This is a genomic window from Pseudomonas sp. NFPP28, from assembly GCF_900115535.1.
GTDB classification, from domain to species: Bacteria; Pseudomonadota; Gammaproteobacteria; order Pseudomonadales; family Pseudomonadaceae; genus Aquipseudomonas; species Aquipseudomonas extremorientalis.
The window spans coordinates 530859-554052 of sequence record NZ_FOWT01000005.1; the positions used below are offsets into that span (position 1 = coordinate 530859).

General features: G+C 63.5%; 20 protein-coding genes. 18 read left to right on the plus strand and 2 right to left on the minus strand.

Annotation, left to right across the window (positions count from 1 at the left end; genetic code table 11):
- Window positions 1-19 precede the first annotated feature (19 nt).
- From BM110_RS16225 to BM110_RS16245, 5 genes are all read left to right on the plus strand, one after another.
- Window positions 20-820, plus strand: a complete 801-nt coding sequence (locus BM110_RS16225) for a glucose 1-dehydrogenase (RefSeq protein ID WP_093513819.1) — start codon at window positions 20-22, stop codon at window positions 818-820.
- The gene (locus BM110_RS16230) at window positions 813-2639 is read left to right on the plus strand and encodes a glycoside hydrolase family 15 protein (protein ID WP_093127079.1); all 1827 of its coding nucleotides are present in this window, start codon (window positions 813-815) and stop codon (window positions 2637-2639) included. Before BM110_RS16225 ends, BM110_RS16230 begins: the two co-directional genes overlap by 8 nt.
- Window positions 2640-2688: 49 nt before the next feature.
- Complete coding sequence (locus tag BM110_RS16235; RefSeq protein WP_092249565.1) at window positions 2689-3162, plus strand: cysteine hydrolase family protein; 474 nt, start codon at window positions 2689-2691, stop codon at window positions 3160-3162.
- On the plus strand, window positions 3159-3719 hold the full coding sequence (locus tag BM110_RS16240; protein WP_092249563.1) for a GNAT family N-acetyltransferase: 561 nt from the start codon (window positions 3159-3161) through the stop codon (window positions 3717-3719). Before BM110_RS16235 ends, BM110_RS16240 begins: the two co-directional genes overlap by 4 nt.
- A 78-nt stretch (window positions 3720-3797) precedes the next feature.
- The gene (locus BM110_RS16245) at window positions 3798-4712 is read left to right on the plus strand and encodes an alpha/beta fold hydrolase (protein WP_092249560.1); all 915 of its coding nucleotides are present in this window, start codon (window positions 3798-3800) and stop codon (window positions 4710-4712) included.
- Here BM110_RS16245 and BM110_RS16250 read toward each other — a convergent pair.
- On the minus strand, window positions 4646-5650 hold the full coding sequence (locus tag BM110_RS16250) for a GlxA family transcriptional regulator (protein WP_093513820.1): 1005 nt from the start codon (window positions 5648-5650) through the stop codon (window positions 4646-4648). The two genes, BM110_RS16245 and BM110_RS16250, sit on opposite strands and share 67 nt — an antisense overlap.
- 90 nt (window positions 5651-5740) lie before the next feature.
- Between BM110_RS16250 and inhA the strand changes: the two genes are divergently transcribed.
- Window positions 5741-6421: an isonitrile hydratase gene (inhA, locus tag BM110_RS16255; RefSeq protein ID WP_092249555.1), complete on the plus strand. Its 681-nt coding sequence runs from the start codon at window positions 5741-5743 to the stop codon at window positions 6419-6421.
- A gap of 56 nt (window positions 6422-6477) precedes the next feature.
- Here the strand turns inward: inhA and BM110_RS16260 are convergent, their stop codons facing one another.
- Window positions 6478-7107 carry a LysE family translocator gene (locus tag BM110_RS16260; protein ID WP_093513821.1) on the minus strand — a complete coding sequence of 210 codons (630 nt, stop codon included), beginning with the start codon at window positions 7105-7107 and terminating at the stop codon, window positions 6478-6480.
- A gap of 160 nt (window positions 7108-7267) precedes the next feature.
- Here BM110_RS16260 and BM110_RS16265 point away from each other — a divergent pair, with 160 nt between their 5' ends.
- The 12 genes from BM110_RS16265 to BM110_RS16320 all read left to right on the plus strand — a co-directional run bounded on the left by BM110_RS16265 (window position 7268) and on the right by BM110_RS16320 (window position 23194).
- Window positions 7268-7783: a sigma-70 family RNA polymerase sigma factor gene (locus tag BM110_RS16265; RefSeq protein WP_071489720.1), complete on the plus strand. Its 516-nt coding sequence runs from the start codon at window positions 7268-7270 to the stop codon at window positions 7781-7783.
- Window positions 7770-8720 (plus strand): FecR domain-containing protein, encoded by a 951-nt coding sequence (locus BM110_RS16270; RefSeq protein WP_092249549.1) that lies wholly within the window; start codon window positions 7770-7772, stop codon window positions 8718-8720. The genes BM110_RS16265 and BM110_RS16270 overlap by 14 nt, the downstream gene beginning before the upstream one ends.
- 105 nt (window positions 8721-8825) lie before the next feature.
- On the plus strand, window positions 8826-11309 hold the full coding sequence (locus tag BM110_RS16275) for a TonB-dependent siderophore receptor (RefSeq protein WP_093513822.1): 2484 nt from the start codon (window positions 8826-8828) through the stop codon (window positions 11307-11309).
- 431 nt (window positions 11310-11740) lie between these two features.
- Entirely contained in the window at window positions 11741-13180 is a 1440-nt protein-coding gene (locus BM110_RS16280) for an undecaprenyl-phosphate glucose phosphotransferase (RefSeq protein WP_092249543.1), read from the plus strand.
- A complete protein-coding gene (locus BM110_RS16285) occupies window positions 13180-14640 on the plus strand; it encodes a mannose-1-phosphate guanylyltransferase/mannose-6-phosphate isomerase (protein WP_092249540.1) in 1461 nt (486 codons plus the stop codon). The genes BM110_RS16280 and BM110_RS16285 overlap by 1 nt, the downstream gene beginning before the upstream one ends.
- 1 nt (window position 14641) lies before the next feature.
- Window positions 14642-15553 (plus strand): glycosyltransferase family 2 protein, encoded by a 912-nt coding sequence (locus BM110_RS16290; protein ID WP_092249537.1) that lies wholly within the window; start codon window positions 14642-14644, stop codon window positions 15551-15553.
- Between the two features lie 29 nt (window positions 15554-15582).
- Window positions 15583-16359, plus strand: coding sequence for a polysaccharide biosynthesis/export family protein (locus BM110_RS16295; RefSeq protein ID WP_071489726.1), 777 nt, complete (start codon window positions 15583-15585; stop codon window positions 16357-16359).
- Between the two features lie 15 nt (window positions 16360-16374).
- Window positions 16375-18366 carry a GumC family protein gene (locus tag BM110_RS16300; protein ID WP_071489727.1) on the plus strand — a complete coding sequence of 664 codons (1992 nt, stop codon included), beginning with the start codon at window positions 16375-16377 and terminating at the stop codon, window positions 18364-18366.
- Complete coding sequence (locus BM110_RS16305) at window positions 18366-19556, plus strand: glycosyltransferase (protein WP_093513823.1); 1191 nt, start codon at window positions 18366-18368, stop codon at window positions 19554-19556. The genes BM110_RS16300 and BM110_RS16305 overlap by 1 nt, the downstream gene beginning before the upstream one ends.
- Entirely contained in the window at window positions 19546-20874 is a 1329-nt protein-coding gene (locus BM110_RS16310) for a GH39 family glycosyl hydrolase (protein WP_093513824.1), read from the plus strand. The genes BM110_RS16305 and BM110_RS16310 overlap by 11 nt, the downstream gene beginning before the upstream one ends.
- An 8-nt stretch (window positions 20875-20882) precedes the next feature.
- Window positions 20883-22100 carry a glycosyltransferase family 4 protein gene (locus tag BM110_RS16315; protein WP_092249528.1) on the plus strand — a complete coding sequence of 406 codons (1218 nt, stop codon included), beginning with the start codon at window positions 20883-20885 and terminating at the stop codon, window positions 22098-22100.
- On the plus strand, window positions 22091-23194 hold the full coding sequence (locus BM110_RS16320; protein WP_093127049.1) for a glycosyltransferase family 4 protein: 1104 nt from the start codon (window positions 22091-22093) through the stop codon (window positions 23192-23194). Before BM110_RS16315 ends, BM110_RS16320 begins: the two co-directional genes overlap by 10 nt.

The following is a 23194-nucleotide window of genomic DNA, read 5'->3' on the forward strand; positions in this document are numbered from 1 at the left end:
AAATAAAGGTCGGTGAGCAATGCGTATCTCGTTGGAGCGACAAGTGGCGCTGGTAACCGGCGCCAGTTCCGGAATCGGCGCCGGCGCGGCCAAGGCTCTGGCACAAGCCGGAGCGGCCGTGGTGCTGAATTACAACAGCCAGGCTGCCCCGGCCGAGGCATTGGCCAGGCAGATCAACGCCGAGGGTGGCCGGGCGATTGCCATCGGCGCCAACGTCTCTATAGAAGAAGAGGTAGAACAGCTGTTTGCCCAGGCCCTCGATGCCTTCGGCCACCTGGACATCCTGGTGGCCAACTCCGGCCTGCAGAAGGACGCCAACCTGGTGGACATGAGCCTGGACGACTGGAATACGGTGATTGGCGTCAACCTCACCGGCCAGTTCCTGTGTGCCCGGGCGGCCGTGCGCATTTTCAACCGCCAGGGCGTGCGCGAGGGTGTGTCGCGGGCAGCCGGCAAAATCATCCACATGAGCTCGGTGCACCAGCTGATCCCCTGGGCCGGACATGCGAACTACGCAGCGTCCAAGGGCGGCGTGGAAATGCTGATGCGCACCCTCGCCCAGGAAGTCAGCGAACAGCGCATCCGCATCAATGGCATTGCGCCGGGAGCGATCCGTACGGCGATCAATCGTGCGGCCACTGAAGGCGCCGCAGAGAAGGAACTGCTGAAGCTGATTCCCTATGGACGGGTCGGCGATGTGGAAGACGTGGCCAACGCCGTGGTGTGGCTGGCCAGTGATGCGTCCGACTACGTCGTGGGCAGCACACTCTTTATTGATGGCGGCATGAGCCTGTATCCGGAGTTCCGTGGCAATGGTTGATTTGAAGAACGAGCAACAAAGCCCCATCGATGCCCACGGCATCATCGGCGACATGCGCAGCGCGGCACTGGTGAACGACAAAGGCAGCATCGACTTCTTCTGCTGGCCGGAATTCGACAGCCCGTCGATCTTCTGCTCGCTGCTGGACAGCCCCGATGCCGGCATCTTCCAGCTCACCCCGGACCTGCCCAACGCGCGCCGCGAGCAGATCTACCTGCCCGACACCAACGTGCTGCAAACCCGCTGGCTCAGCGACGACGCCGTGGTAGAGATCACCGACCTGCTGGCCATCAGCGAAGAAATCGACGACCTGCCACTGCTGATACGCCGGGTGCGGGTGGTCAGCGGCACGGCCGAGATTCATCTGCGCTGCGCCGTGCGGCATGACTATGCGCGCACGCCCACACACGCGACCGTCGACAACGGCACCGTATGCTTCAGTGCCGACGGCCAGCCCGGCCTGCGCCTGTCCGGCAGCCATCCGCTGCAGATCCAGGACGGCGCTGCCGTAGCCCGCTTCACCCTGGACCAGGACGAAGGTGCCGAGTTCGTCCTCGGCGGCCAGGACGACGAACGCGTAGACAGCGGTTGCACCGACCTTGCCCTGGCCCACACCTTGAAATTCTGGCGCGGCTGGATCGCGCAATCGAACTACCGTGGGCGCTGGCGCGAAATGGTCAACCGCTCGGCCCTGGCCCTCAAGCTGCTGACGTCGCGCAAACATGGCGCAATCATCGCCGCCGCCACCTTCGGCCTGCCGGAAAGCCCCGGCGGAGAGCGCAACTGGGACTATCGCTACACCTGGATCCGCGATGCGTCGTTCACCGTCTACGCCTTCATGCGCCTGGGTTTTGTCGACGAGGCCAACGCCTATATGCGCTGGCTCAAGGGCCGCGTCAGTGACTGCTGCGGCCAGCCGACCAAGATCAATATCCTGTACGGCATCGACGGTCGCCAGGAGCTGCCGGAAGCCGAGTTGGAGCACTTCAAAGGCCATGGCGGCGCGAAGCCGGTGCGCATCGGCAACGGCGCGTTCGACCAGATCCAGCTGGACATCTATGGCGAGCTGATGGACGCGGTGTACCTGGTCAACAAGTACGGCGAAGCCATCTCCCACGAGGGCTGGAAGCACACAGTGGAAGTCGCCGACCAGGTCTGCGAAATCTGGAATACCGAGGATGTGGGTATCTGGGAGATGCGCGGCGAACAGCACCACTTCCTGCACTCGCGGCTGATGTGCTGGGTGGCGCTGGACCGTGCCATCCGCCTGGCATCCAAGCGCTCGCTGCCGGCGCCGTTCGCGCGCTGGGACCAGACCCGCCAGGCGATCTACGCGGATATCTGGAGCAACTTCTGGAACGAGGAACGCGGGCATTTCGTGCAGCATATCGGCAGCACGGCGCTGGACGGTTCGATGCTGCTGATGCCGTTGGTGCGCTTTGTCGCGGCGACCGATCCGCGCTGGCTCTCGACCCTGGAAGCGATCCAGAAAAGCCTGGTGCGCGACGGCATGGTCTACCGCTACCGCAACGACGACAGCCAGATCGACGGCCTGCAAGGCACCGAAGGCGCGTTTGCGGCATGCTCGTTCTGGTACGTCGAATGCCTGGCCCGCGCCGGCCAGGTGGAAAAGGCCCACCTGGAGTTCGAACAACTGCTGCGCTACGCCAACCCCCTGGGGCTGTACGCCGAAGAGTTCGACAACCAGGCCCGGCACCTGGGCAATACGCCCCAGGCCTTGAGCCACTTGGCGTTGATCAGCGCGGCGACGTTCCTGGACCGCAAGCTCAGCGGGGAGAAAACCACCTGGCAACCCTGAAATAGCCTGTGCACAATGGGCAGCCCTCCAGGCCACGGACAGGAACACCATGCGCCAGGTATTGCTGATCATCGATGTGCAACCCTCGTTCAACCCTCCCGCGTGGCTGGTGGACGGCATCAATGCCCTGCTGGGCCGCATGCCGTCAATCGCCACCGTGGAGCGTCACGACGAGAGCATTACCCCCTTCGCCCGTCAACTCGGCTGGCAACCGGCGCCGGATGACCAAAGCCTGATTGCGGCGGATCGTATCTTCATCAAGCACGGCTACGCGCCAACGCCCGAGACGGTTGCCTACCTGAAAAACATGGGGCCCGAGCGCGTGCTGGTGTGCGGCATCCAGACCGACACCTGCGTGCTGGCGGCGGGGTTTGCGTTGTTTGATGCCGGGTTGCAGCCGACGTTGATCAGCGATCTGACGATAGGCTCGTCGCTGGACAGGTCCGGGCAGTTGGGGGTGGACTTGTGGCGGCATCACTTTGGGCACGTGGTTGATCGAGACCAGGTCGCTGCCACCTTATGACCCCCTTTCCTACCCTGCACACTCAACGCCTGCAACTGCGGGAGCTGGTGCCCCAGGATGCCCCAGCGCTGTTCGCCATCTACCGTGATACCGACAGCATGCGCTGGTTCGGCGCAGACCCGATGGCCAATATTGCCCAGGCAAAGCGCCTGGTCGAGACCTTTGCCCAATGGCGTACCCAACCGAATCCCGGGACTCGCTGGGGGCTTGAGTTCGAGGGCCGATTGATCGGCAGTTGTGGCTTGTTCAAGTGGAACCAGGGATGGAACAGTTGCTCGCTGGCCTGTGAGCTAGCACCGCAATTCCGAGGCCAGGGTCTGATGAGCGAAGCGCTGCGCACCGCGCTGGAATGGGGTTTCAGGCAGATGTATCTGCAGCGGGTGGAAGCGCTGGTTCATCCACATAATCACGCGTCCCGCGCGTTGCTGGAGCGTCTTGGCTTCAAAGCCGAAGGAAAAATGCGAGAAGCCGGATTCTGGAACGGCCAGCGACATGATCTTGAAGTGCTGGGGCTGCTGGCGCGGGAATGGCCGTATCGATCCAGACTGGACAAGTAAGCCCGCGGTCCCAAAAACCACCTCTTCCCGTCACACCTTTCGGCTAGAGTTCCAGCATCTCTGGCCATTTGGTGAACCATGACCATGACCCCCCCACGGCTCCACGTACGCACTTCAATGCTCGATATGGCCTATGAAGCCCACGGCCCCATCGACGGCCAACCGGTGATCCTGCTGCACGGTTTTCCCTACGACCCACGTGCCTATGACGCGATTGCCCCGGTACTGGCCGGGCATGGCTGCCGTGTGCTGGTGCCGTACCTGCGCGGTTACGGCCCGACACGGTTTATCAATGCGCAGGTAATGCGTTCAGGGCAGCAGGCGGCGCTGGCCAAGGACTTGCTGGACTTCATGGATGCGCTGGCGATCCCGCAGGCCACGCTGGCCGGGTACGACTGGGGCGGGCGCGCCGCGTGTATCGTCGCGGCGCTGTGGCCCGAGCGCGTGCATGGGTTGGTGACCGGGGATGGCTACAACATCCAGGACATCGCCCAGTCGCTGAAGCCCAGGGCACCTGTGACGGAACATCGCTTGTGGTACCAGTACTACTTTCATACCCCGCGCGGTGTGGACGGCTTGACCGCCAACCGTGGCGAACTGTGCAAGCTGTTGTGGTCGCTGTGGTCGCCGTCCTGGGCCGAGGGGCCGGGGCTGTATGCGCAGACGGCGGCTTCTTTTGATAACCCGGATTTTGTCGAGGTGGTGATTCACTCCTACCGCCACCGCTTCATGTACGCACCTGGCGACCCGGCGCTGGAAGCCATCGAGCAGGCACTGGCGTTGCAGCCCGCGATCTCGGTGCCGAGCATTTCATTGTGCGGTGCCGATGATGGCGTGGGTCCGCCGCCTGAAGTGGATGACGACGTGGAGCATTTCAGCGGGTTTTACCAGCGCCGGGTGTTGCCAGGCGTGGGTCACAACATCCCTCAGGAAGCGCCGCAGGCCACACTGGACGCGGTGTTGGAATTGCTCGGCGAAAAACGTTCACGATAAGCCTGAGGCGTCACCGACAAGGCGCGCAGAAAGCTGCGACGCAGGGTTTCCTCGCAACCGAACCCACATTGCACCGCAATGCGTTTGACCGACGCCGTGCTATCGGCCAATTGCCGACGCGCGGTTTCGACGCGGATGAGCTCGACGGCACGTGCCGGGGTCTGGCCGGTTTCGGCGCGATAGTGACGTACAAAGCTACGCTCGCTCATGCCGGCCTGGGCGGCCAGGGTCGAAATATTCAAATCCAGGGTGAGGTGTTCGGCTATCCAGGCGTGCAGTTCGGCGAAGCGGCTGTCATCTTTTTGCAGGGACAGCGTCACGCTGAATTGCGACTGGCCACCGGGGCGCTTGAGAAACACCACCAGGTGCCGCGCCACTTCCAGGGCCACGGCGCGGCCCAGGTCCTCCTCCACCAGCGCCAGGCACAGGTCGATACCGGCGGTGACACCGGCGGAGGTCCAGACGGCGCCCTGCTGGATGAAGATCGGGTTGGACTCCACCGTCAGCGCAGGGAACTTGCGCGCCAACTCTTCACAACGGGTCCAGTGGGTGGCGACGCGGCAGCCGTCGAGCAGACCGCTGGCGGCCAACAGGAAAGCGCCGGTGCACACCGAGGTCATGCGCCGGGTGTATCTGGCTTTCTCACGCACCCAGTCCACCAGCGCCGGGTCTTCGGCAGCGCCGTACACGCCCCAGCCGCCGGCAATCACCAGGGTATCGCACGGCGCATCGACAGCGGGCAGCGTCTCGGCGACCAGCGCCAGGCCGGCGGAGGTCATCACCGGCTGCGATTGCGCGGCGATCACCGATACCGCGTAAGGCAAAGGTTCGCCGCGCTGGCGCGCCAGGTCATTGGTGGAGGCGAACACCTGCAGCGGCCCGGTGACGTCGAGCACCTGGGCGTTATCGAAAGCGAGTACATGGACGATTCGAGGCATGATTGGCGTGATTCGTGGGCTTAATGGCGCATCCGCCAAAGCCTAGGCCTCTAGAGTGAAGCCGTCCACCCCTTTATCGGAGCTTCATTCATGACCTTGCAGATCGGCTTTCTGTTGTTCCCCGGCATCCAGCAACTGGACCTTACCGGCCCCTACGACGTGCTCGGTTCCCTGCCGGACGTGAAGTTGCACCTGGTGTGGAAAGACCTGGCCCCCGTCACCTCCAGCACCGGCCTGGTGTTCACCCCGACCATGGCCTATGCCGACTGCCCGCCCCTGGATGTGATCTGCGTGCCCGGCGGTTCCGGCGTCGGCGCGTTGATGGAAGACCCGCAGACCCTGGATTTCCTCAAGGCCCAGGCACAAACCGCACGCTACGTGACCTCGGTGTGTACCGGCTCGCTGGTGCTCGGTGCGGCGGGTTTACTGCGCGGGCGCAAGGCGACGACACACTGGGCCTACCACGACCTGCTCGCCCCGCTCGGCGCCATTCCTGTGCAAGAGCGCGTGGTACGCGATGGCAACCTGCTGACCGGTGGCGGCATCACTGCCGGGATCGACTTCGCCCTGACCCTCGCGGCGGAGTTGTACAGCGAAGCAGCGGCGCAGTTGGTGCAACTGCAGATTGAATACGCGCCGGCACCGCCGTTCGATGCCGGTCGCCCGGACACCGCCCCCAGGCATGTGCTGGACGAGGCCAACAAGCGCACCGCCGAATCGCGCAGGGTACGCGGGGAGATCGTCGCACGGGCAGCTGCTCGGTTGGGTTGATACGCTTTCTCTGTGGCGAGCGGGCTTGCCACAAAAAGCTGACCCAACACGTTTAGTTAGGCCGGACGCGACATCACCGCCAGGCGCACCGCCAGCACTGTCAGCACCGTCGCCAGGCCCCACTTCTGCAACCAGGCGCCTTTCGAGCGCCTGGCGAAGAACCGGCTCAGCGCCCCGCCAGACATGCCCAGCAGCAGATGAAACACGCCCGCAATCAGGGTCAACACGCCCCCCAGCACCATCAACTGCACAGCGATGGACCCCGCCTCGGGCCTCACGAACTGTGGCAGGAACACCACAAAAAACAGCAGCGCCTTAGGGTTGAGCAAACTGTTGAGCATGGCTTGCAGGAACACCCGGCCCAGCGGCACCCGGCTGACGGGGCCAGCATCCACCCCAGGTTTTTTCTGCAAGGTCTTGAACACCAGCCACAGCAGGTAGATCACACCCGCATACCGGATCACGTCAAAGGATGGCGGCCAACTGGCAACCAGCGCCGTCACCCCGGTGGCGGTCAAGGCGGTCAGCAGCACGTCGGCCACGCCAATGCCCAGGGCAGACGCCATCCCGCCGCGCCAGCCGTGGGTCACGCCGTGGCTGATCACAAAGGCCATGTTCGGCCCAGGGGACAACAGCAACAGCAGCACAGCACCGGAAAAAACCGCCAGGGTCGCCAGGTCGATCATGCTCAAGCCTTCCACCGGGAAAAGCCTGCAGATTAGTCGGTGCACCGGCGGCAAACAAAAAATTGTGCTGGATACAGTGCGCGCCGGGAATTGCGAAGGGCCACGACCAACGTCTAGAATGCGAAACATTATCAATTAAGACAGCTGTGCCAGGATGCCCATGTCGAGCGATCACCCACTGGACCACGCCGCCATCGGCCAGCTTTACCACGCCCATCATTCCTGGCTGCGCGGCTGGTTGAGCCGGCGCACCGGGTGCCGTGAACACGCCGCCGACCTGGCCCAGGAAACCTTCGTGCGCCTGCTCAACGCGCGCAAACAGCAAACCTTGCAGCAGCCGCGCGCCTACCTGAGCAGCATCGCCCGCAGCCTGATGATCGACCAGTACCGCCGCCGCGAACTGGAGCGCGCCTATCTGGAAAGCCTCGCGCATTTTCCGCAACTCGAAGTGCCGTCGGAAGAAACCCGCCTGCTCATTCTCGATAGCCTGGAACGCATCGACCGCTTGCTCGACCAGCTCAAGCCGCGGGTGCGCGAAGCCTTCCTGCTGGCGCAACTGGACGGCCTGACCTGTGCACAGATTGCCCTGCGCCTGGGTGTGTCCAAGGCCACGGTGGAGCGTGACTTGTCCAAAGCGCTGCATGCCTGTTACCGCTTGCGTTATGCCGAAGGCTGACCCGCGCCTGGTGGACCAGGCCATCCAGTGGATGATCACACTGCGCTTCAATGTGGCCGACGACGCCAGCACCGCCGCGTTCGAACGCTGGCTGCACACCAGCGCCGAGCACCAGTTGGTGTGGCAGCGGGTGGCCGCAATGAATGACGATTTCAGCCAACTGCCGCCCCAGGTCGGCCGGCACGCCCTGCGCGGCGCGCGCCGACACATCTCCCGTCGTGAAGGCTTGAAACTGCTCGGCCTGGTTGCAGGTGCGGCCGGTTTGACCTGGCTCGGCCGCGACTACACGCCACTGCCTGCACTGATGGCCGACTACCGCACGGCCACCGGCGAGCGGCGCTGGGTGGCGCTGGACGATGGCAGCCGGATCCAGTTGAACAGCGCCAGCGCCCTCGACACGGCCTTCGATAAAGAGCGTCGCCTGGTGCGTTTGCGCCAGGGTGAAATACTGGTCAACACCGGCACCGATCACCGACCGTTCTGGGTACAGACCCGCGACGGCTACCTGCGCACCCTTGGCACGCGTCTGCTGGTCCGCGAAGAAGCCCAAGGCACACAGCTGGCGGTGCAACAGGGCACGGTGGCGGTGTTTGCCGACAGCCATGCGGGCAATGCCCGCCAGGTACTCAAGCCTGGCGAGCAGGTGTTGTTCAATCGCAGCGGCATTCGTCCGGTTGTCGGCAACGGCCTTGACCCCTGGGCCTGGAGCGACGGCGTGATCAGCGCCCAGGCGATGCGGCTGGACGACTTCCTCGCCGAACTGGCGCGCTATCGCAACGGCCTGGTGCGCTGCAGCGAGGCGGTGGCTGGGCTGCGAGTGTCGGGGACTTATCAACTGGACGACACCGATCAAGTGCTGGGCCTGATCGCGCAATCACTCAAGCTCGATCTCACGTACCGCAGCCGCTATTGGGTGACGGTTTCCGCGCGCGCGTAACCGCTCAAAAATAAATGAGGTGAATTCTCATTGCCGTTCGACCTGTAAGGAAAGGCCGATCAACAGGCCGGTTCTGTCCACTTCCTTCAGGAGCACCCCGCGGTCATGCAAGCGTTCCCCTCCCAACGTTCCCCCCTCAAGCGCGCCATGCAGGCCGCCTTGCTTGGCGCCTGCCTGAGCAGTGCCCTGCCCCTGGCCGTGATGGCCGATACACCGTCCAGCGACACCCAGGCCCGTGACTGGAACATCGCGGCCGGCGCCCTCGCCGCTGCATTGGATCAGTTCGCACGCCAGGCCGGTATCAGCCTGTCCTACGACGCCACCAGCGTCGCCGGCAAGACAAGCCCGGGCTTGAGCGGCCGCCTTGATCCTCAGCAAGCGTTTGAGCAATTGCTGCGCGGCCAGGGCCTTGAAGCCCAACGCCAGGGCAACAGCACCTGGATGCTATTGCCGCAAGTGGCCGACACCGGCGCGCTGAGCCTGGGCGCTACCCTTATCAACGGCGAACGCCTGGGTGTCACCACCGAGGGCACCGGGTCATACACCACCGGTGCAGTCACCATCGGCAAGGGCGAACACAGCCTGCGGGAAACCCCGCAATCGGTGAGTGTGATGACCCGCCAATTCATGGACGACCAGAACGTCACCACCATCGACGACGTAATGGAGCGCACGCCCGGCATCACCTCCTACGAGTCGCCCATGGGCGGCAAGTATTTCTACTCCCGTGGTTTCAAGATGCTCGGCCAGTACCAGTACGACGGCGTGCCCCTGGACATGGGCAAGGACTACGTCCAGGCCGACAGCTTCAGTGCGAACATGGCGATTTATGACCGCGTGGAAGTGCTCAAGGGCGCCGCCGGCATGCTCAAGGGGGCCGGCACCGCCAGCGGCGCGGTGAACTTTGTGCGCAAACGGCCACAGGCCAAGCCCACCACCAGCCTGTCGCTGTCGGCCGGCACCTGGGACAACTACCGCGCCGATCTCGACACCGGCGGCCCGCTGAATGACAGCGGCACGCTGCGTGGCCGCGCTGCCGTGAGCCAGCAGGATCGCGGGTCCTACATGGACATCGCCAAGCGCAAGGACCAGGCGTTCTACGGTGCGCTGGATTTTGACCTCACACCTGACACGACCCTGGGCGTCGGCGCCAGCTACGAGGATGTCGATGCCTCCCCGTGCTGGGGTGGCCTGCCGCGCTACGCCGACGGCAAAAGCGCCAACCTCAGCCGCTCGACCTGCCTTGGCCAATCCTGGAACGACTGGCAAAGCCGGCGTGCCACGTTCTTTGCCGACGTCACCCACCACTTCAACGATGACTGGAAACTCAAGGTCTCGGCAGTGCACAGCCGCAACCTGCAAGACACCAAATACGCCGCCAGCGAAGGCACCATCAACTACGGCGACCCGACGCCGACGGCCAACTCCTATGCAGCGCTGATGGACTACGACCACAGGGACTACGGCCTCGATGCCTATATCAACGGCAAGTTCGAAGCCTTCGGCCTGGAACACGAAGTGATCCTCGGCGCCAACGGCAGCCGCGGAACCCAGGACGACGTCTATGCAATCCAGAACCTGCCCAGACGCCAGAGCATCTACCAGCCAGACCACCACTTCCCGGAACCGGCCAACAGCACCTTCTGGCCGAACATGTACCGTGGCGGCACGGTCAAGGAAACCGCCACCCAATACGGTACTTATGCCACCTTGCGCCTGCGCCTGGCCGAGCCGTTGATGTTCATCGTCGGCAGTCGCGTGAGCTGGTACGACAACCGGCGCGAGTCCTATAACCTGGGCTGGGGCGAGTGGTCCCTGCAAGATGCGCACACCAAGGAAACCGGCGAGGTCACGCCGTTCGCCGCACTGATCTACGACCTCAATGAGCACCTCTCGGTGTACGCCAGCTACGCTGATATCTTCCAGCCGCAGAGTGCCTACGCTACGGCCGATGGCGCGGCGCTCAAACCGAAAATCGGCGACAACTACGAGCTGGGTATCAAGGGCGAATGGTTCGATGGGCGCCTCAACAGCTCCCTGGCATTGTTCCGTGCCATCGAGAAAAACGGCGCCGAAACCGACTACAACAGCTTCTGCCCGACCTCTGCCGATGGCTATTGCTACACCGATAAAGGCAAGGTGCGCGCCCAAGGCGTGGAGGCCGAAATCAGCGGTGAAGTGCTCGAGCGCCTGCAACTGTTCGGCGGCTACACCTACACCCAGACCAAATCCCTGAACACCATTGACAGCACAAAAGAAGGCGGCGTCTCCAACACCTATGTGCCTCGGCACATGCTGCGCGTGTGGGGTGACTACCAGCTCGATGGCGCACTGTCGAAATGGAGCGTGGGCACCGGAGTCAACGCCCAGAGCAGCAACTACCGCGTGCAAACCATCAAATTGGAACAGGCCGGTTACGCCACCTGGAACGCGCGCGTGGCGTATCGCCTCGATGACACCTGGACCGTGGCGCTCAACGGCAACAACTTGTTCGATAAAAGTTATTACAATACGGTCGGCACCGCCTCTTGGGGCAACTTCTACGGTGAACCGCGCAATTTTACCGTCAGTTTGAAAGGCAACTTCTGATCCGGTGAAAGCCCCGGTGGCAGGGTACTTAGTGCGCCCTGCCCCTCCCTCTTTGTCCCCCTTTCCTACCTCGCATTGAAAAAGGTTTTTCCTTTAAGCAGGAAAAATCTGACATTTGTTCCTACACTCAAAAACACACCCAATCACCGAGTGTTCGGACAAGGAACGTCAATAAAATGCCTAAGAAAAAGCCAGTTAACCTGTCTAACACGCCACCTCCGCACCATCGTCAATTCATTGACTGAACACATACCAAAGGAACACTCCTTTAGTCACTACCCCGCAAAACCCACTCAAATGGATAGCTGCATTTGGAATGGCTAGTTGCGTATTACCCAGCGTAGTCGTTCGACCCTAGTTCTGAAGCCAGTCACCGCTTATTGAACAAACCGTCGAACAGTGAAGCCTGGAGTGCAATGAGGGATGTTTGTATGCGAGAGAAGTCGTCCGTCGACAGCCTGTTCTTAACGCGCGCCGGTTTTGTTGAGTTCTTTGTTGTTTTCGTCAAGTTGGTCCATGGCCTGACGGCCATTCTGCCCCCCATGGTCCTGGTGCTCTTGCTCGACCCGATGGCCCCTGAGCTGCGCGCCCACTTCCTGGGCCTGCTGGTATTTTTCGCGGTCCTCACCATTATTTTGTTCCAGGCGCTGGGCATCTATTCCGAAGAACTGTTCAGCAATCGCCTGCGCCTGAAAACCAAGATCAAGGCCTGGTCGGCGGCGTTCTGCATCCTGCTGTTCATGTACCAGATCCTGCAAATGTTCCCGCAGTTGACCCCACGCAACCTGGTGACCTGGTACGTCGCCAGCCTGGCGCTGTTCTGCCTGGAGCGCCTGCTGATGCTGCGCCTGTATCGCAAGCTGATGCGTGCCGGCAAATTCCTGCAACGCACGGTGATCCTGGGTTTTACCGACACCGCCGTACACGTTGCCGATCACCTGCTGCGCAACGGTGACATCCGCTCCGGCCTGGTCGGGTTCATCGACGACCGCACCGAACGCATTCCCAAGGAACTGAGCAACCTGCCCCTGCTGGGCAACACCCGCGACCTGGAAAAGCTGATCCGCGCCGAGCAGGTCAACCAGGTGATGATCTGCCTGCCCTGGGCCGCCGAGCAGCGCATCCATGGTTTGGTCAACCGCCTGCGGCAGCTATCGGTGAACGTGATGCTGGTACCAGACATGGCCGCCCTGCGTTACGGCCACAGCAAGATTACCGACGTGGGCGGCATCCTGATGTTCAACACCTCGCAATTGCCGTTGCGCGGCTGGTCGCCGGTAATCAAGCGCTGCGAGGACTTGCTGCTGGCCAGCCTGGCGCTGGTATGCCTGTCACCAGTGATGCTGATGACGGCGATTGCGATCAAGCTCGATTCCAAAGGCCCGGTGCTGTTCCGCCAGAACCGCTATGGCTACAACGACAACGAAATCCGCGTGTTCAAGTTCCGCTCGATGTACACCGACCAGAGCGACTTCACCGCGGAACGCCAGACCACCCGCGAAGACCCGCGCATCACCCGCGTCGGCCGCGTCATCCGCAAGACCAGCATCGACGAGCTACCGCAACTGTTCAACGTGCTGCTGGGCAACATGTCCATGGTCGGCCCGCGCCCGCATGCCACTGCGACCAAGGCTGCGGGCATTCCCTTCGAAGTGGCGGTCAGCGAATACAGCTCGCGGCACCGGGTCAAGCCGGGCATCACCGGCTGGGCGCAGATCAACGGCTACCGGGGTGAGACCGACACCCTGTTCAAGATCCAGAAACGGGTCGAATACGACCTGGAGTACATCTCCAAGTGGTCGGTGTGGTTCGACTTGTACATCGTTTTCATGACGGTCCCGGCCGTCCTTTCCACCAAGGAAGTCTATTGATGAACACACTCAACGGATTGATTCCCTGCATTATTTCCGGTGGTTCGGGCACGCGGCTGTGGCCGGTGTCCCGGCAGAACATGCCCAAGCCGTTCATGCGCATGCGCGACGGCCAGAGCCTGCTGCAGAAAACCTTCCAGCGCGCGGCCAAGCTGCCGGGTGTGGAAAGCGTGCTGACAGTGACCAACCGCGACCTGCTGTTCCGCACCCTGGATGACTACCGCCTGGTCAACAAGGCCCATCTGCCCCTGGACCTGCTGCTGGAGCCGTTCGGCCGCAACACGGCGGCAGCGATTGCCGTGGCGGCGTTGCATGTGCAGGAGCATTTCGGCGGTGACGCGCAGTTGCTGGTGATGCCCGCCGACCATCTGATCCTCAATGAAGTGGCGTTCGCCGAGGCCGTGACCCAGGCCCGCGACCTGGCCGAAGCGGGCTACCTGGTGACCTTCGGCATTCAGCCGGATCATCCGGAAACCGGCTTTGGCTACATCGAACAGGGCGAGGCGCTGGGCACCGGCCATCGGGTCAAGCGCTTCGTGGAAAAACCCGACCTGGCCACCGCCCAAGGCTACCTCGCCGGCGGCAAACACCTGTGGAACGCCGGCATGTTCTGCTTCAAGGCCAGCGCCCTGGTGGACGAACTCGCCGCCCATGCACCGGACGTACTGGACGCTGCCCGCGCCGCGCTGGAGCACAGCCAAAGCCTGCAGAACAAGACCTCACGCCAGCGTGAGCTGGACGCGGACGCCTTCGGCAGCGCGCCGGATGTGTCCATCGACGTGGCGCTGATGGAGAAATCCAGGCAAGTCGCCGTGGTGCCCTGCGACATCGGCTGGAGCGACATCGGCTCGTGGGAAGCCCTGCGCCAGCTCACCCCCAGCGACGCCCATGGCAACCAGGTCAACGGCGAAGCGATTCTGCACGACGTGCACAACTGCTACATCGACTCGCCCAAGCGCGTACTCGGCGCCGTGGGCGTGCGCGACCTGATCATCGTCGACACCCCCGACGCCCTGCTGATCGCCGACGCCCAGCGCAGCCAGGACGTGCGCTACATCGTCGCCGAGCTCAAGCGCCAGAACCACCCGGCGTACAGCCTGCACCGCACCGTCACCCGGCCATGGGGCACCTACACCGTGCTGGAGGAAAGCAGCCGCTTCAAGATCAAGCGCATCGTGGTCAAGCCCCAGGCGTCGCTGTCGTTGCAGATGCACCACCACCGCAGCGAACACTGGGTGGTGGTCAGCGGTGCGGCGCAGATCACCAACGGCGAGCGTGAATTCCTGATCAACGCCAACGAGTCCACCTACATCCCCGCCGGGCACAAACACCGCCTGACCAACCCCGGCATCATCGACCTGGTGATGATCGAGGTGCAGAGCGGCGAGTACCTGGGCGAGGACGACATCGTGCGTTTCGACGACATCTACGGGCGCGCGCCCGCAGAAGTGAAGAAATGACATGCTCACCTCACTGATCATCCCGACCCGTAACGCTTCCAGCCATCTGGGCCGCCTGCTGCCGGCGCTGAAGATGCAAACCCTGCAACCCGACGAGATGCTGGTGGTGGACAGCGCCTCCAACGATGACACTGTGGCGCGCTTTCGCGAATTCGGGGCGCGGGTCGAGGTGATCGACGCGCGTGACTTCAACCACGGCGGCACCCGGCGCTGGGCCAGTGGGCAGGTGAGCGGCGACGCGCTGATCGTGATGACCCAGGATGCGATCCCCGCCACCCCGGAAACCTTCGCCAACCTGCTCGCCGAATTGCAGCAGGACCCGCTCAACGGCGTGGCCTACGGTCGTCAGTTGCCGCACCCCGATGCCGGAGTACTGGGTGCGCAATCGCGGCACTTCAACTACCCGGAGCAAAGCCGCAGCAAGAGCCTGGCCGATGCGCCGGAGCTGGGGATCAAGACCTGCTTCAGTTCCGACTCGTTTTCCGTCTACCGGCGCAGCGTGCTGGAGGCGGTGGGCGGTTTCCCGGCGGATGTGATCGGCAGCGAGGACGCCTATGTGGCGGCGCGCATGCTGCTCGAAGGCTACAAGGTGCGCTACGCCGCCACGGCGCTGGTGCATCACTCGCACGATTACAAGCTCATGGATGAGTTTCACCGCTACTTCGATATCGGCGTGTTCTACGGCCGCGAACCGTGGATCAAGCAGGCCTTTGGCGATGCCGGTAGCGAAGGCAAACGCTACGTGCTGGCTGAACTGGCGGCCTTGCGCAAGGCCGGTGCCTTGCACCGTGTTCCCGAAGTACTGGTGCGCAGCGCGTTCAAACTGCTCGGCTACCGGCTGGGCCATCTGGAGCGCCGCCTCCCCCTCGCCCTCAAGCGGCGCATCAGCATGTTTCCCGGTTATTGGAGGTGAGCATCATGACCCACAGGAAGTCCCCCTTGATGAAACGAACCCTGCTCGTCGTGGCCATGGTGGCCCTGGCCGCCTGCAATACGCCGGCACGCATCGTCCCGCCCGACAGTGACACCGTCGAGGCCGGCAAACGCGCCCTCGACCAGCTGGCACAATTGCCGCCGGCGGTGGAGCGCATCCGCATCGGCGACCAGTTGCGCATCGTCCGCGATGCCGGCGAGATGCCGACACTGTCGGCGTTCAACGTCAGCACCATCTATGAGCTGACGCTGTACACGGTGCAGACCGACGGCAAGATCAACTACCCGTTCCTGGGGCCGGTGCAGGTCGCCGGTCGCCAGCCGTCGGAGCTGGCCACGGAGTTGACCGGCAAACTCGCGCCCATCTACCGCGAACCGCGTGTGACGGTGAACATCAACCAGGCGCCGAGCGGCTCGATCATCGTCGGCGGCGCGGTGAACAACCCGACGGCGGTGCAGATCGCCACGGCCAACACCCTGGAACAAGCCATCATCGGTGCCGGCGGGGTCAGCCCGGCAGGCAACGCCAGCATGGTCGCCCTGCTGCGCGAAGACGCCCAGGGTGCCTATCGCGCGTACTTCCTGGATTTCAGCCAGTTGCTCAAGACCGGTCCCAACGGACGCAAACCCGTGCGCCTGCAACGCGGCGATGTGGTATTCGTGCCCAAGTCCAACGTGGGCGAACGCATCCAGGGGGTGGATACCTACATGAACCAACTGATCCCGTTCACCAAGTCGATCGGGGTTGGCTACAACTACACCCGAACCAGCGGCGGCAACAACTAAAGGAGCGACATCCCAATGATCGAGATCCGTTCTTTTCGTGATCTTCTGCGCTTGTTCTTCATCTTCCGGCATGAGTTCAAGCTGGCGGCGATTGCCGCGCTGGTGATCATCCTGCTGGGAGCGTTCCTGCTGCCGGCCAAGTACGAGTCCACCGCGCGCCTGTTGGTCAAGCCAGGGCGTGATTCGACCTTGCCCATCGAGATCAGCAACCGCCAGGCGCTGGTAATGCCCAGCACCCAACGCGACCCGATTGTCGACGAAGAGCGCCTGCTCACCGGCCGGCCGATCGTACGCGCGGTGGCCGAACATTACCTGGAAGTGATTGAAAACGCGCCGCCGCCGGAAGGTTTCTGGAAGCGCACCAAGTACTACGTCAAGAGCGGCGTGGGCGCGGTGTTCGATGGCCTGCGCGTAGTGCTTGAAACCGTCGGTATCGTGGAGAAAACCACGCCGGTGGAACGCCTGGCCGCCAGCCTGGAGAAAAACTTCGAGGTCAGCCACGCCGTCGGTTCCACGGTGATGGACATCAGCTTCAAGTGGGGTGACCCCGAGATCGCCCAGGCGGTGGTCAAGGATTGGGTCGAGACCTACATCAACGAGCGTACCGAGGCCCTGGGGCGCAAAAGCCTGTACGCGTTCTACGAAGGCCAGGTAGCCAACAGTGCCACCGAGATCAAGAGCTACAAGGAGCAGATCCTCACGCACCTGAACCAGATCGGCGCGGCGAGCATCACCGACCGCCTGGAGGATTTGTCCGAGCGCATCAACGTGCTGCGCGGTGAGACCTTCAACACGACGCGGTTGATCGCCTCGTCCGACAGCGCGATCCAGAGCACGCGCACCCAGCTCAAGGGCCAACCCAAGGAAGTCACCACCGTACGCCAGATCGCCCTGAACCCGCAGCAGCAGGATTTGCGTCGCCTGCTCAACCAGAAGCTGCTGGAAAAGGCCGACATGATGCGCACCTATACCGACAATGCGCCGCCGGTCAAAGCCCTGGACGCGTCGATCCGGGCCATGCAGATGCAGGTCAACAGCGAGAGCAACACGGTGCAAGCCTCGGAGAACCGTGCGCCGAACACCCTGGAAATTCACTTGCAGCGCGTGTTGCTGGATGAAACCAGCAACAACGTGGCGCTGCGTACCCAGTTGGTGCAACAACAGAAACAACTGTTGAACCTGGAAGAGCAACGCAAGCAGGCCCTGGAGATCGAGCCGGAGCTGGCTCGCCTTTCCCGCGAGCTGAACACCACCGAGCGCAACTACGCGCTGTACGTGGATAACCTGGAAAAATCGCGCATCGACCGTGAGCTGGACAACAGCCAGATCAGCAACATCGCCGTGATCGAAGAAGCCACCCTGAACCCGGGCCGCATCTTCCCGAAAACCCTGGTGATGCTGGTGTTGGCGATCCCGTTCGCCATCGTGGTCGGCCTGCTGGTGATCTACCTGTGCTACCTGCTCGACCAGCGGATTCACGACGGTGGCCTGGTGGAGCGCAAGTTCGGCCTGCCGCTGTGGACCACCCTGCCGGAGCTGGACACCTCCACCGCGCAAAGCACCAACGCGTTCAATGCGAGCATCTACCGTTTGTACAGCCTGCTGCAGCCCGAGCGCATTGCCGAACAGGGCGTGACCCTGGGCCTGACCTCGGCGCGTCACGGCGAAGGGGTGACCTTTGTGGTTGAGCAACTGCGCCAATTGCTCAGTGAAAACGGCATCAACGTGCGCGTCGGCGGGCCGCACGCTGCTGCGCCGGGTGAAGTGGTGCTGCTGGATGCCTCGGCCCTGCTGGACAACCGCGAGGCGTTCGTCGATCTGCGTCGCGCCGACCTGATCGGGCTGGTGGTGGAAGCGCGCAAAAGTACCGTGCCGGTGGTGGAGCATGCGTTGTCGATCCTCAACACCGCGTTCGGCAAGGTGGACGGCATTATCATCAACCGTCGCAAGTTTGAAGTGCCGGGCAAAGTGCTGCGCACCATCGGCAAGTACCGGGGAGCGTTCTGATGCGAATCGCCCTGCTCGCCCCCTTGCCGCCGGAGAAAAACGGGATCGCCGACTACGCGAACCATTTCCGCACGGCCTTGGAACACCTTGGTGTGACGGTGCTGACGCCGTTGGCCGGGGTGGCGGGCAACTCCGGAGCGATCAAACAGGCCATCGACGCGTTCGACTGGCAGGCCGTCGACCTGGTACACGCCGAACTGGGCGGCGGGCGCCTGGGGGAATTCCTGGCCTTGCGTGAATTGCGCAAGGCTTACCCCCAGTTGCCGCTGACCGCCACGGTGCATGACCCGGAACGCATCGTGTGGCGCCGCGAGCACCTGCCGTTCCCCTTGAACCTGATGGAAAGGTTGCCCAGCCCACTGCCGCAGGCAGCCGTGGTGCTGGCCGACCCGCTGACCCTGCGCGAAGAGCGCCAGGTCGCCAAGGGGCTGACCCGGCTGGTGACCCTCACCCGCCTGGGCGCCGACTGCCTGAGCCAGCGCATGCACCTGCCGGCCGGCAAAGTTGCGGTGATCAACCATGCCAATCTGCCGATCCCGGCGGCACCAATACCGCCCCTCGCCACGCTGCGCCTGCTGTATTTCGGGTTTATCTACCGAGGCAAAGGCATCGAAGACCTGGTGCAGGCACTGGCGGATGTGTTCAAGCAAGCCCCCGAATTGCGCGACCGCGTGCGCCTGACACTGGCGGGCGGCACCGCCGCGGAAATGGCGTTTGGCGCAGGCGGTAACTACCTGGAGCAGTTGAACGCACAGATCGCGGCGCTGGACCTGACCGACGCCATCGACTGGCGCCTGAACCTGCCGGCGGATGACATCGCCCAGACCATCCAGGCGCACCACGTGATGGTGCTGCCCTACCGTGAATCGAAAAAACTCGGCCTGCTGGGGCGCCAGCGTGGCACCAGTGGCGCACTGTCCTGGGCCACCGCCTGCGGGCGCGGCGCGATCACCTCCGACGCCCGCGCGTTTGCCGAGGAAGTCGCCAGCGGCAACGGCGCGATCTACCCCGAGGGTGATGTAGCCGCGCTCGGCGAACAGCTGCTGCGCCTGGCGCGTACGCCGCTGCTGGCCCGGGATTGGGCCGAACGGGCCGGCGAAATCGGCCGTGAGCGCGTGTGGCCGTTGACCGCGCGGAAATTCAAGCAGCTCTTCGAGCAGGCCATCACCGGAGCCCCCTATGGCGCGTAAACGCACCTACCTGGCCACCCTCGCGGTGGTCGCCGCCCTGGGCCTGACCGCATTCTTGTGGGGACGCCAGGCGGATGCCGAAAGCCATGTGCTCAAGGGCAGCAAGGAGGTGGTCTGGAAGGACTTCCTGGGGGTGAATGCGCAGTTCCTGTGGTTCAGCCCCGAGCGCTACCAGAAGCAGATCGACCGCCTCAAGGCCCTGGGCCTGGAGTGGGTGCGCCTGGATCTGCATTGGGATCAGCTGGAAACCGCGCAGAACCAATACAAGCTCGCCACCCTCGACGAGTTGGTGGGCAAGCTGCAGCAGAACCAGATCAAGTCGGTGTTTTACCTGGTGGGGTCGGCGCGTTTTATCAGCAGCGCCCCGCCGCTGTCGATGTACCCGGACCAGTACCCGCCGAAAGACCCCAATGTGTTTGCCAACCGCATGGCTCTGCTGTCGCAGCTCTACCCCAGCGTCGAGGCCTGGCAAGTCTGGAACGAACCGAACCTGCTCGGCTTCTGGCGCCCGGCGGCAGACCCTGCCGGGTACGCGAATCTGTTGACCGTCACCACCAACGCCTTGCGCGCAGTGAACCCGAGCAAACCGGTGGTGGCCGCCGGCATGGCGTTCTTCAGCGAAATGCCCAGTGGCCAGACCATGTTCGACGCCCTGGGCGCACTCGGCGTGGCCAGCCTGAATACAGTGATCTCCTACCACCCCTATACCCAATTGCCCGAAGGCAACGACCCGGCCAACCTGGACTTCATCGCCAAGACCACCCAGCTCAACCAGGCCCTGCGCCATGGCGGCGTGAACACGCTGTGGAGCACCGAGTGGGGCTGGTCAACCTACAAGGGGCCAAAAGACGCCCAGGACATCATCACCCTCCAGGCCCAGGCCGACTACGTGGTCCGCCGCCTGGCGCTGATGAGTGCGATGGATTTCGACAAGATCTTCCTGTTCACCTTGAGCGACCTCGACCAGCGCGCCAGCGTGCGTGACCGCTCCTACGGCTTGCTGGATATCGACACCAACCCCAAGCCCGTCTACACCGCCTTGAAGAACTTCCTCGACGTCAGTGGGCCGACGCTCACGCCGGGCGATCCGCCGGTTGCCGACCAGTTGCCCGACGGCCTGTTCAGCATCGGATGGACCCGCGCCGACGGGCGCAAGCTGTGGTTCTTCTGGTCGGCCCAGGGCGGCAACGCCCACTTGCCGGGCCTGGCCAGCGCCACCCTGTACGACCCGCTGCGCGGCACACAAACCCCGGTAAGCGGCACCAGCGGCCTGACCGTGCCGGTCAAGTCGAACCTGCAAATTCTGTTATGGGACTGAGGCCTGCCATGCGTATTTTATGGATCCTGCCCTACTCACCCTGGCCCGCCACCAGCGGCGGCAAGACGCGCCAGTTCCATCTGCTGCGCAACCTCGCCGCGCGCGGGCATCGGATCACCCTGCTTTTGCATGACAAACACCCGGTGTCGCTCAGCGACCGCCAGGTGCTGGAAGCGTTTCTCGAACAACTGATCATCCTGCCGCGCCGCCCTCTGCGCAGCGTCACGACCCTGTTGGCCGGGCTGTTTGCGCCGTACCCGCTGCTGGCCAGCGTGAATGGTTTGTCGGGTGAATTGCAGGACACCTTCAATTGGTTGCTGGGTGACCCTTGGGACGTGGTGCAAATCGAACACAGCTACAGCTTCCAGCCGTATGAAGAGGTGCTGGCGCGCAAGTCCCAACCCTTTGTGCTGACGGAACACAACGTTGAATCGGCCCTTGGCGCCGCCACGTATGACCGTTTGCCGGGCTGGTCGCTGCCGTTCATTCGCTACGATCAATGGCGCTACGCCCGCTGGGAACGCCGCGTGATGCGCCAGGCCGCCCAGGTGGTCGCGGTGACCGACAGCGATGCGCAGGTACTGGAAAAAATCGCTGGCAAGCCGGTGTCGGTGGTGGTCAACGGCGTGGATTGCGATCACTTCGCCGCCGCCCGTCCCGACCCAACCACCCAACGCGTGCTGTTTCTCGGCAACTACGAATACGCGCCCAATGTGGACGCCATCGAATGGGCCCTGGATGAAATCCTGCCCCAGGTCTGGGAACGCTGCCCCGACGTACGCATGAGCGTGTGCGGCTTCGGCATGCCCGATAGCTGGCGCGCACGCTGGCCGGACCCGCGTATCGAGTGGCAGGGTTTTGTGCCCGACCTGCTGAGCCTGCAATCGAGCTGCTCGGTGTTCCTGGCGCCGTTGCGCCATGGCGGCGGCTCCAAGCTCAAGGTACTGGAAGCCTTGGCCGCCGGCTTGCCGCTGGCAAGTACCGAGCAAGGCGTATCGGGATTGGACCTGGTGGAAGGCCTGGATTACCTCGGCGGGCAAACCGCTGCGAGCCTGGCGGATGCGGTGGTGCGCCTGCTGCAATTTCCCGATGCCGCCACGACCATGGGTGAAGCCGGCCGCGCCTATGTGCGTCGTGCCCATGACTGGAACGTCGCCGCCAGCCAGCTGGAAAAGGTCTACACGACCCTTTTGCCCCAGAATCAAAAGGAGCCCGCATGCGTGTAGGCCTGGATTACCGCACCGTCGGCACCTCGCCGCAATCGGGCATCAGCCGCCAGGTGTACGCGCTGGAAAGCGCCCTGCACGGCCTGCCCGGCATCGAGCTCGAGCGGTTTACCGTGGCACCCCTGGGCGATGAAACCCGCTTGCAGGCGCACTGCCCGGCCTGGGGTTGCGCCAAGACCGCCATGCACCAGCCGCAGAATCGCCTGCGCTTCGAAGCCGGGTTTCTGCCACGGGCGTTGCGCGAGCACCACATCGACCTGTACATCAGCACCTTCAACATGGGCCTGCCGTTGCCGCCCAAACCCAAGGGCCTGCGCACCGTGGTGCTGTTGCATGACCTGTTCCAGATCACCTTGAACAACTACCACGCCAACCGCTTGAAGGCGCTCATCTATAAGACCAGCGATCGCCTGTCGATCACCTACGCGGTGCACAGCGCCGACCGGGTGTGGACGCCGTCGCAGTACAGCGCCGATGAAACCGCGCGGTTGTTTCCCAAGGCCGCGGGCAAGATTCGTGTGCTGCCCAATCAGGTCGACGGCTTTACCGAACTGGCGGCGGACCTCGGCCCGCGCCAATTGCCCGAGCGCTATTGGTTGCTGGTGGGCACCCGCGAGCTGCGCAAGAACGTGCCGTTCCTGGTGGAGGCCTGGCAGCAGGCGCGGCGCCAGTCCCCCGGCGTGCCGGAGTTGGTGCTGGTGGGCAGCCTCGATCATTTGCCTGAAAACCAGCGCAGCCTGCCTGGGATTCGTGCACTCAGTGGCGTGTCGGATGCCGAACTGCATGCGCTTTACCGCCAGGCGTCGCGCCTGTGGCAACCGTCTTACGCCGAAGGTTTTGGCCTGCCGGTGATCGAAGCCCTGAGCGTCGGCACGCCGGTGGCGGTGGCCAGCGGCACATCGCTGGATGAAATCACCCCGCCGTCGGCACCGCGCTTTTCGCCCACTGATGGTCCAGCGCTGACGCAGCTGATGATCAGCCTCGGCGAGCGGGCCGCCGATGAATCGCCCGAACAATGCCGGCAGTGGGCAGAACGCTTTAACCATCGCGCCTATCGCGGGCGCCTGGCCGAACTGATCGAGGAGCTGAAGTGA

What these genes read in the sequence shown, in the direction of transcription:
- BM110_RS16225 (WP_093513819.1), top strand. Translation starts at nt 20, where the DNA reads ATGCGTATCTCGTTGGAGCGACAAGTGGCGCTGGTAACCGGCGCCAGT.
- BM110_RS16230 (WP_093127079.1), top strand. Translation starts at nt 813, where the DNA reads ATGGTTGATTTGAAGAACGAGCAACAAAGCCCCATCGATGCCCACGGC.
- BM110_RS16235 (WP_092249565.1), top strand. Translation starts at nt 2,689, where the DNA reads ATGCGCCAGGTATTGCTGATCATCGATGTGCAACCCTCGTTCAACCCT.
- BM110_RS16240 (WP_092249563.1), top strand. Translation starts at nt 3,159, where the DNA reads ATGACCCCCTTTCCTACCCTGCACACTCAACGCCTGCAACTGCGGGAG.
- BM110_RS16245 (WP_092249560.1), top strand. Translation starts at nt 3,798, where the DNA reads ATGACCATGACCCCCCCACGGCTCCACGTACGCACTTCAATGCTCGAT.
- BM110_RS16250 (WP_093513820.1), bottom strand. Translation starts at nt 5,650, where the DNA reads ATGCCTCGAATCGTCCATGTACTCGCTTTCGATAACGCCCAGGTGCTC.
- inhA (WP_092249555.1), top strand. Translation starts at nt 5,741, where the DNA reads ATGACCTTGCAGATCGGCTTTCTGTTGTTCCCCGGCATCCAGCAACTG.
- BM110_RS16260 (WP_093513821.1), bottom strand. Translation starts at nt 7,107, where the DNA reads ATGATCGACCTGGCGACCCTGGCGGTTTTTTCCGGTGCTGTGCTGCTG.
- BM110_RS16265 (WP_071489720.1), top strand. Translation starts at nt 7,268, where the DNA reads ATGTCGAGCGATCACCCACTGGACCACGCCGCCATCGGCCAGCTTTAC.
- BM110_RS16270 (WP_092249549.1), top strand. Translation starts at nt 7,770, where the DNA reads ATGCCGAAGGCTGACCCGCGCCTGGTGGACCAGGCCATCCAGTGGATG.
- BM110_RS16275 (WP_093513822.1), top strand. Translation starts at nt 8,826, where the DNA reads ATGCAAGCGTTCCCCTCCCAACGTTCCCCCCTCAAGCGCGCCATGCAG.
- BM110_RS16280 (WP_092249543.1), top strand. Translation starts at nt 11,741, where the DNA reads ATGCGAGAGAAGTCGTCCGTCGACAGCCTGTTCTTAACGCGCGCCGGT.
- BM110_RS16285 (WP_092249540.1), top strand. Translation starts at nt 13,180, where the DNA reads ATGAACACACTCAACGGATTGATTCCCTGCATTATTTCCGGTGGTTCG.
- BM110_RS16290 (WP_092249537.1), top strand. Translation starts at nt 14,642, where the DNA reads ATGCTCACCTCACTGATCATCCCGACCCGTAACGCTTCCAGCCATCTG.
- BM110_RS16295 (WP_071489726.1), top strand. Translation starts at nt 15,583, where the DNA reads ATGAAACGAACCCTGCTCGTCGTGGCCATGGTGGCCCTGGCCGCCTGC.
- BM110_RS16300 (WP_071489727.1), top strand. Translation starts at nt 16,375, where the DNA reads ATGATCGAGATCCGTTCTTTTCGTGATCTTCTGCGCTTGTTCTTCATC.
- BM110_RS16305 (WP_093513823.1), top strand. Translation starts at nt 18,366, where the DNA reads ATGCGAATCGCCCTGCTCGCCCCCTTGCCGCCGGAGAAAAACGGGATC.
- BM110_RS16310 (WP_093513824.1), top strand. Translation starts at nt 19,546, where the DNA reads ATGGCGCGTAAACGCACCTACCTGGCCACCCTCGCGGTGGTCGCCGCC.
- BM110_RS16315 (WP_092249528.1), top strand. Translation starts at nt 20,883, where the DNA reads ATGCGTATTTTATGGATCCTGCCCTACTCACCCTGGCCCGCCACCAGC.
- BM110_RS16320 (WP_093127049.1), top strand. Translation starts at nt 22,091, where the DNA reads ATGCGTGTAGGCCTGGATTACCGCACCGTCGGCACCTCGCCGCAATCG.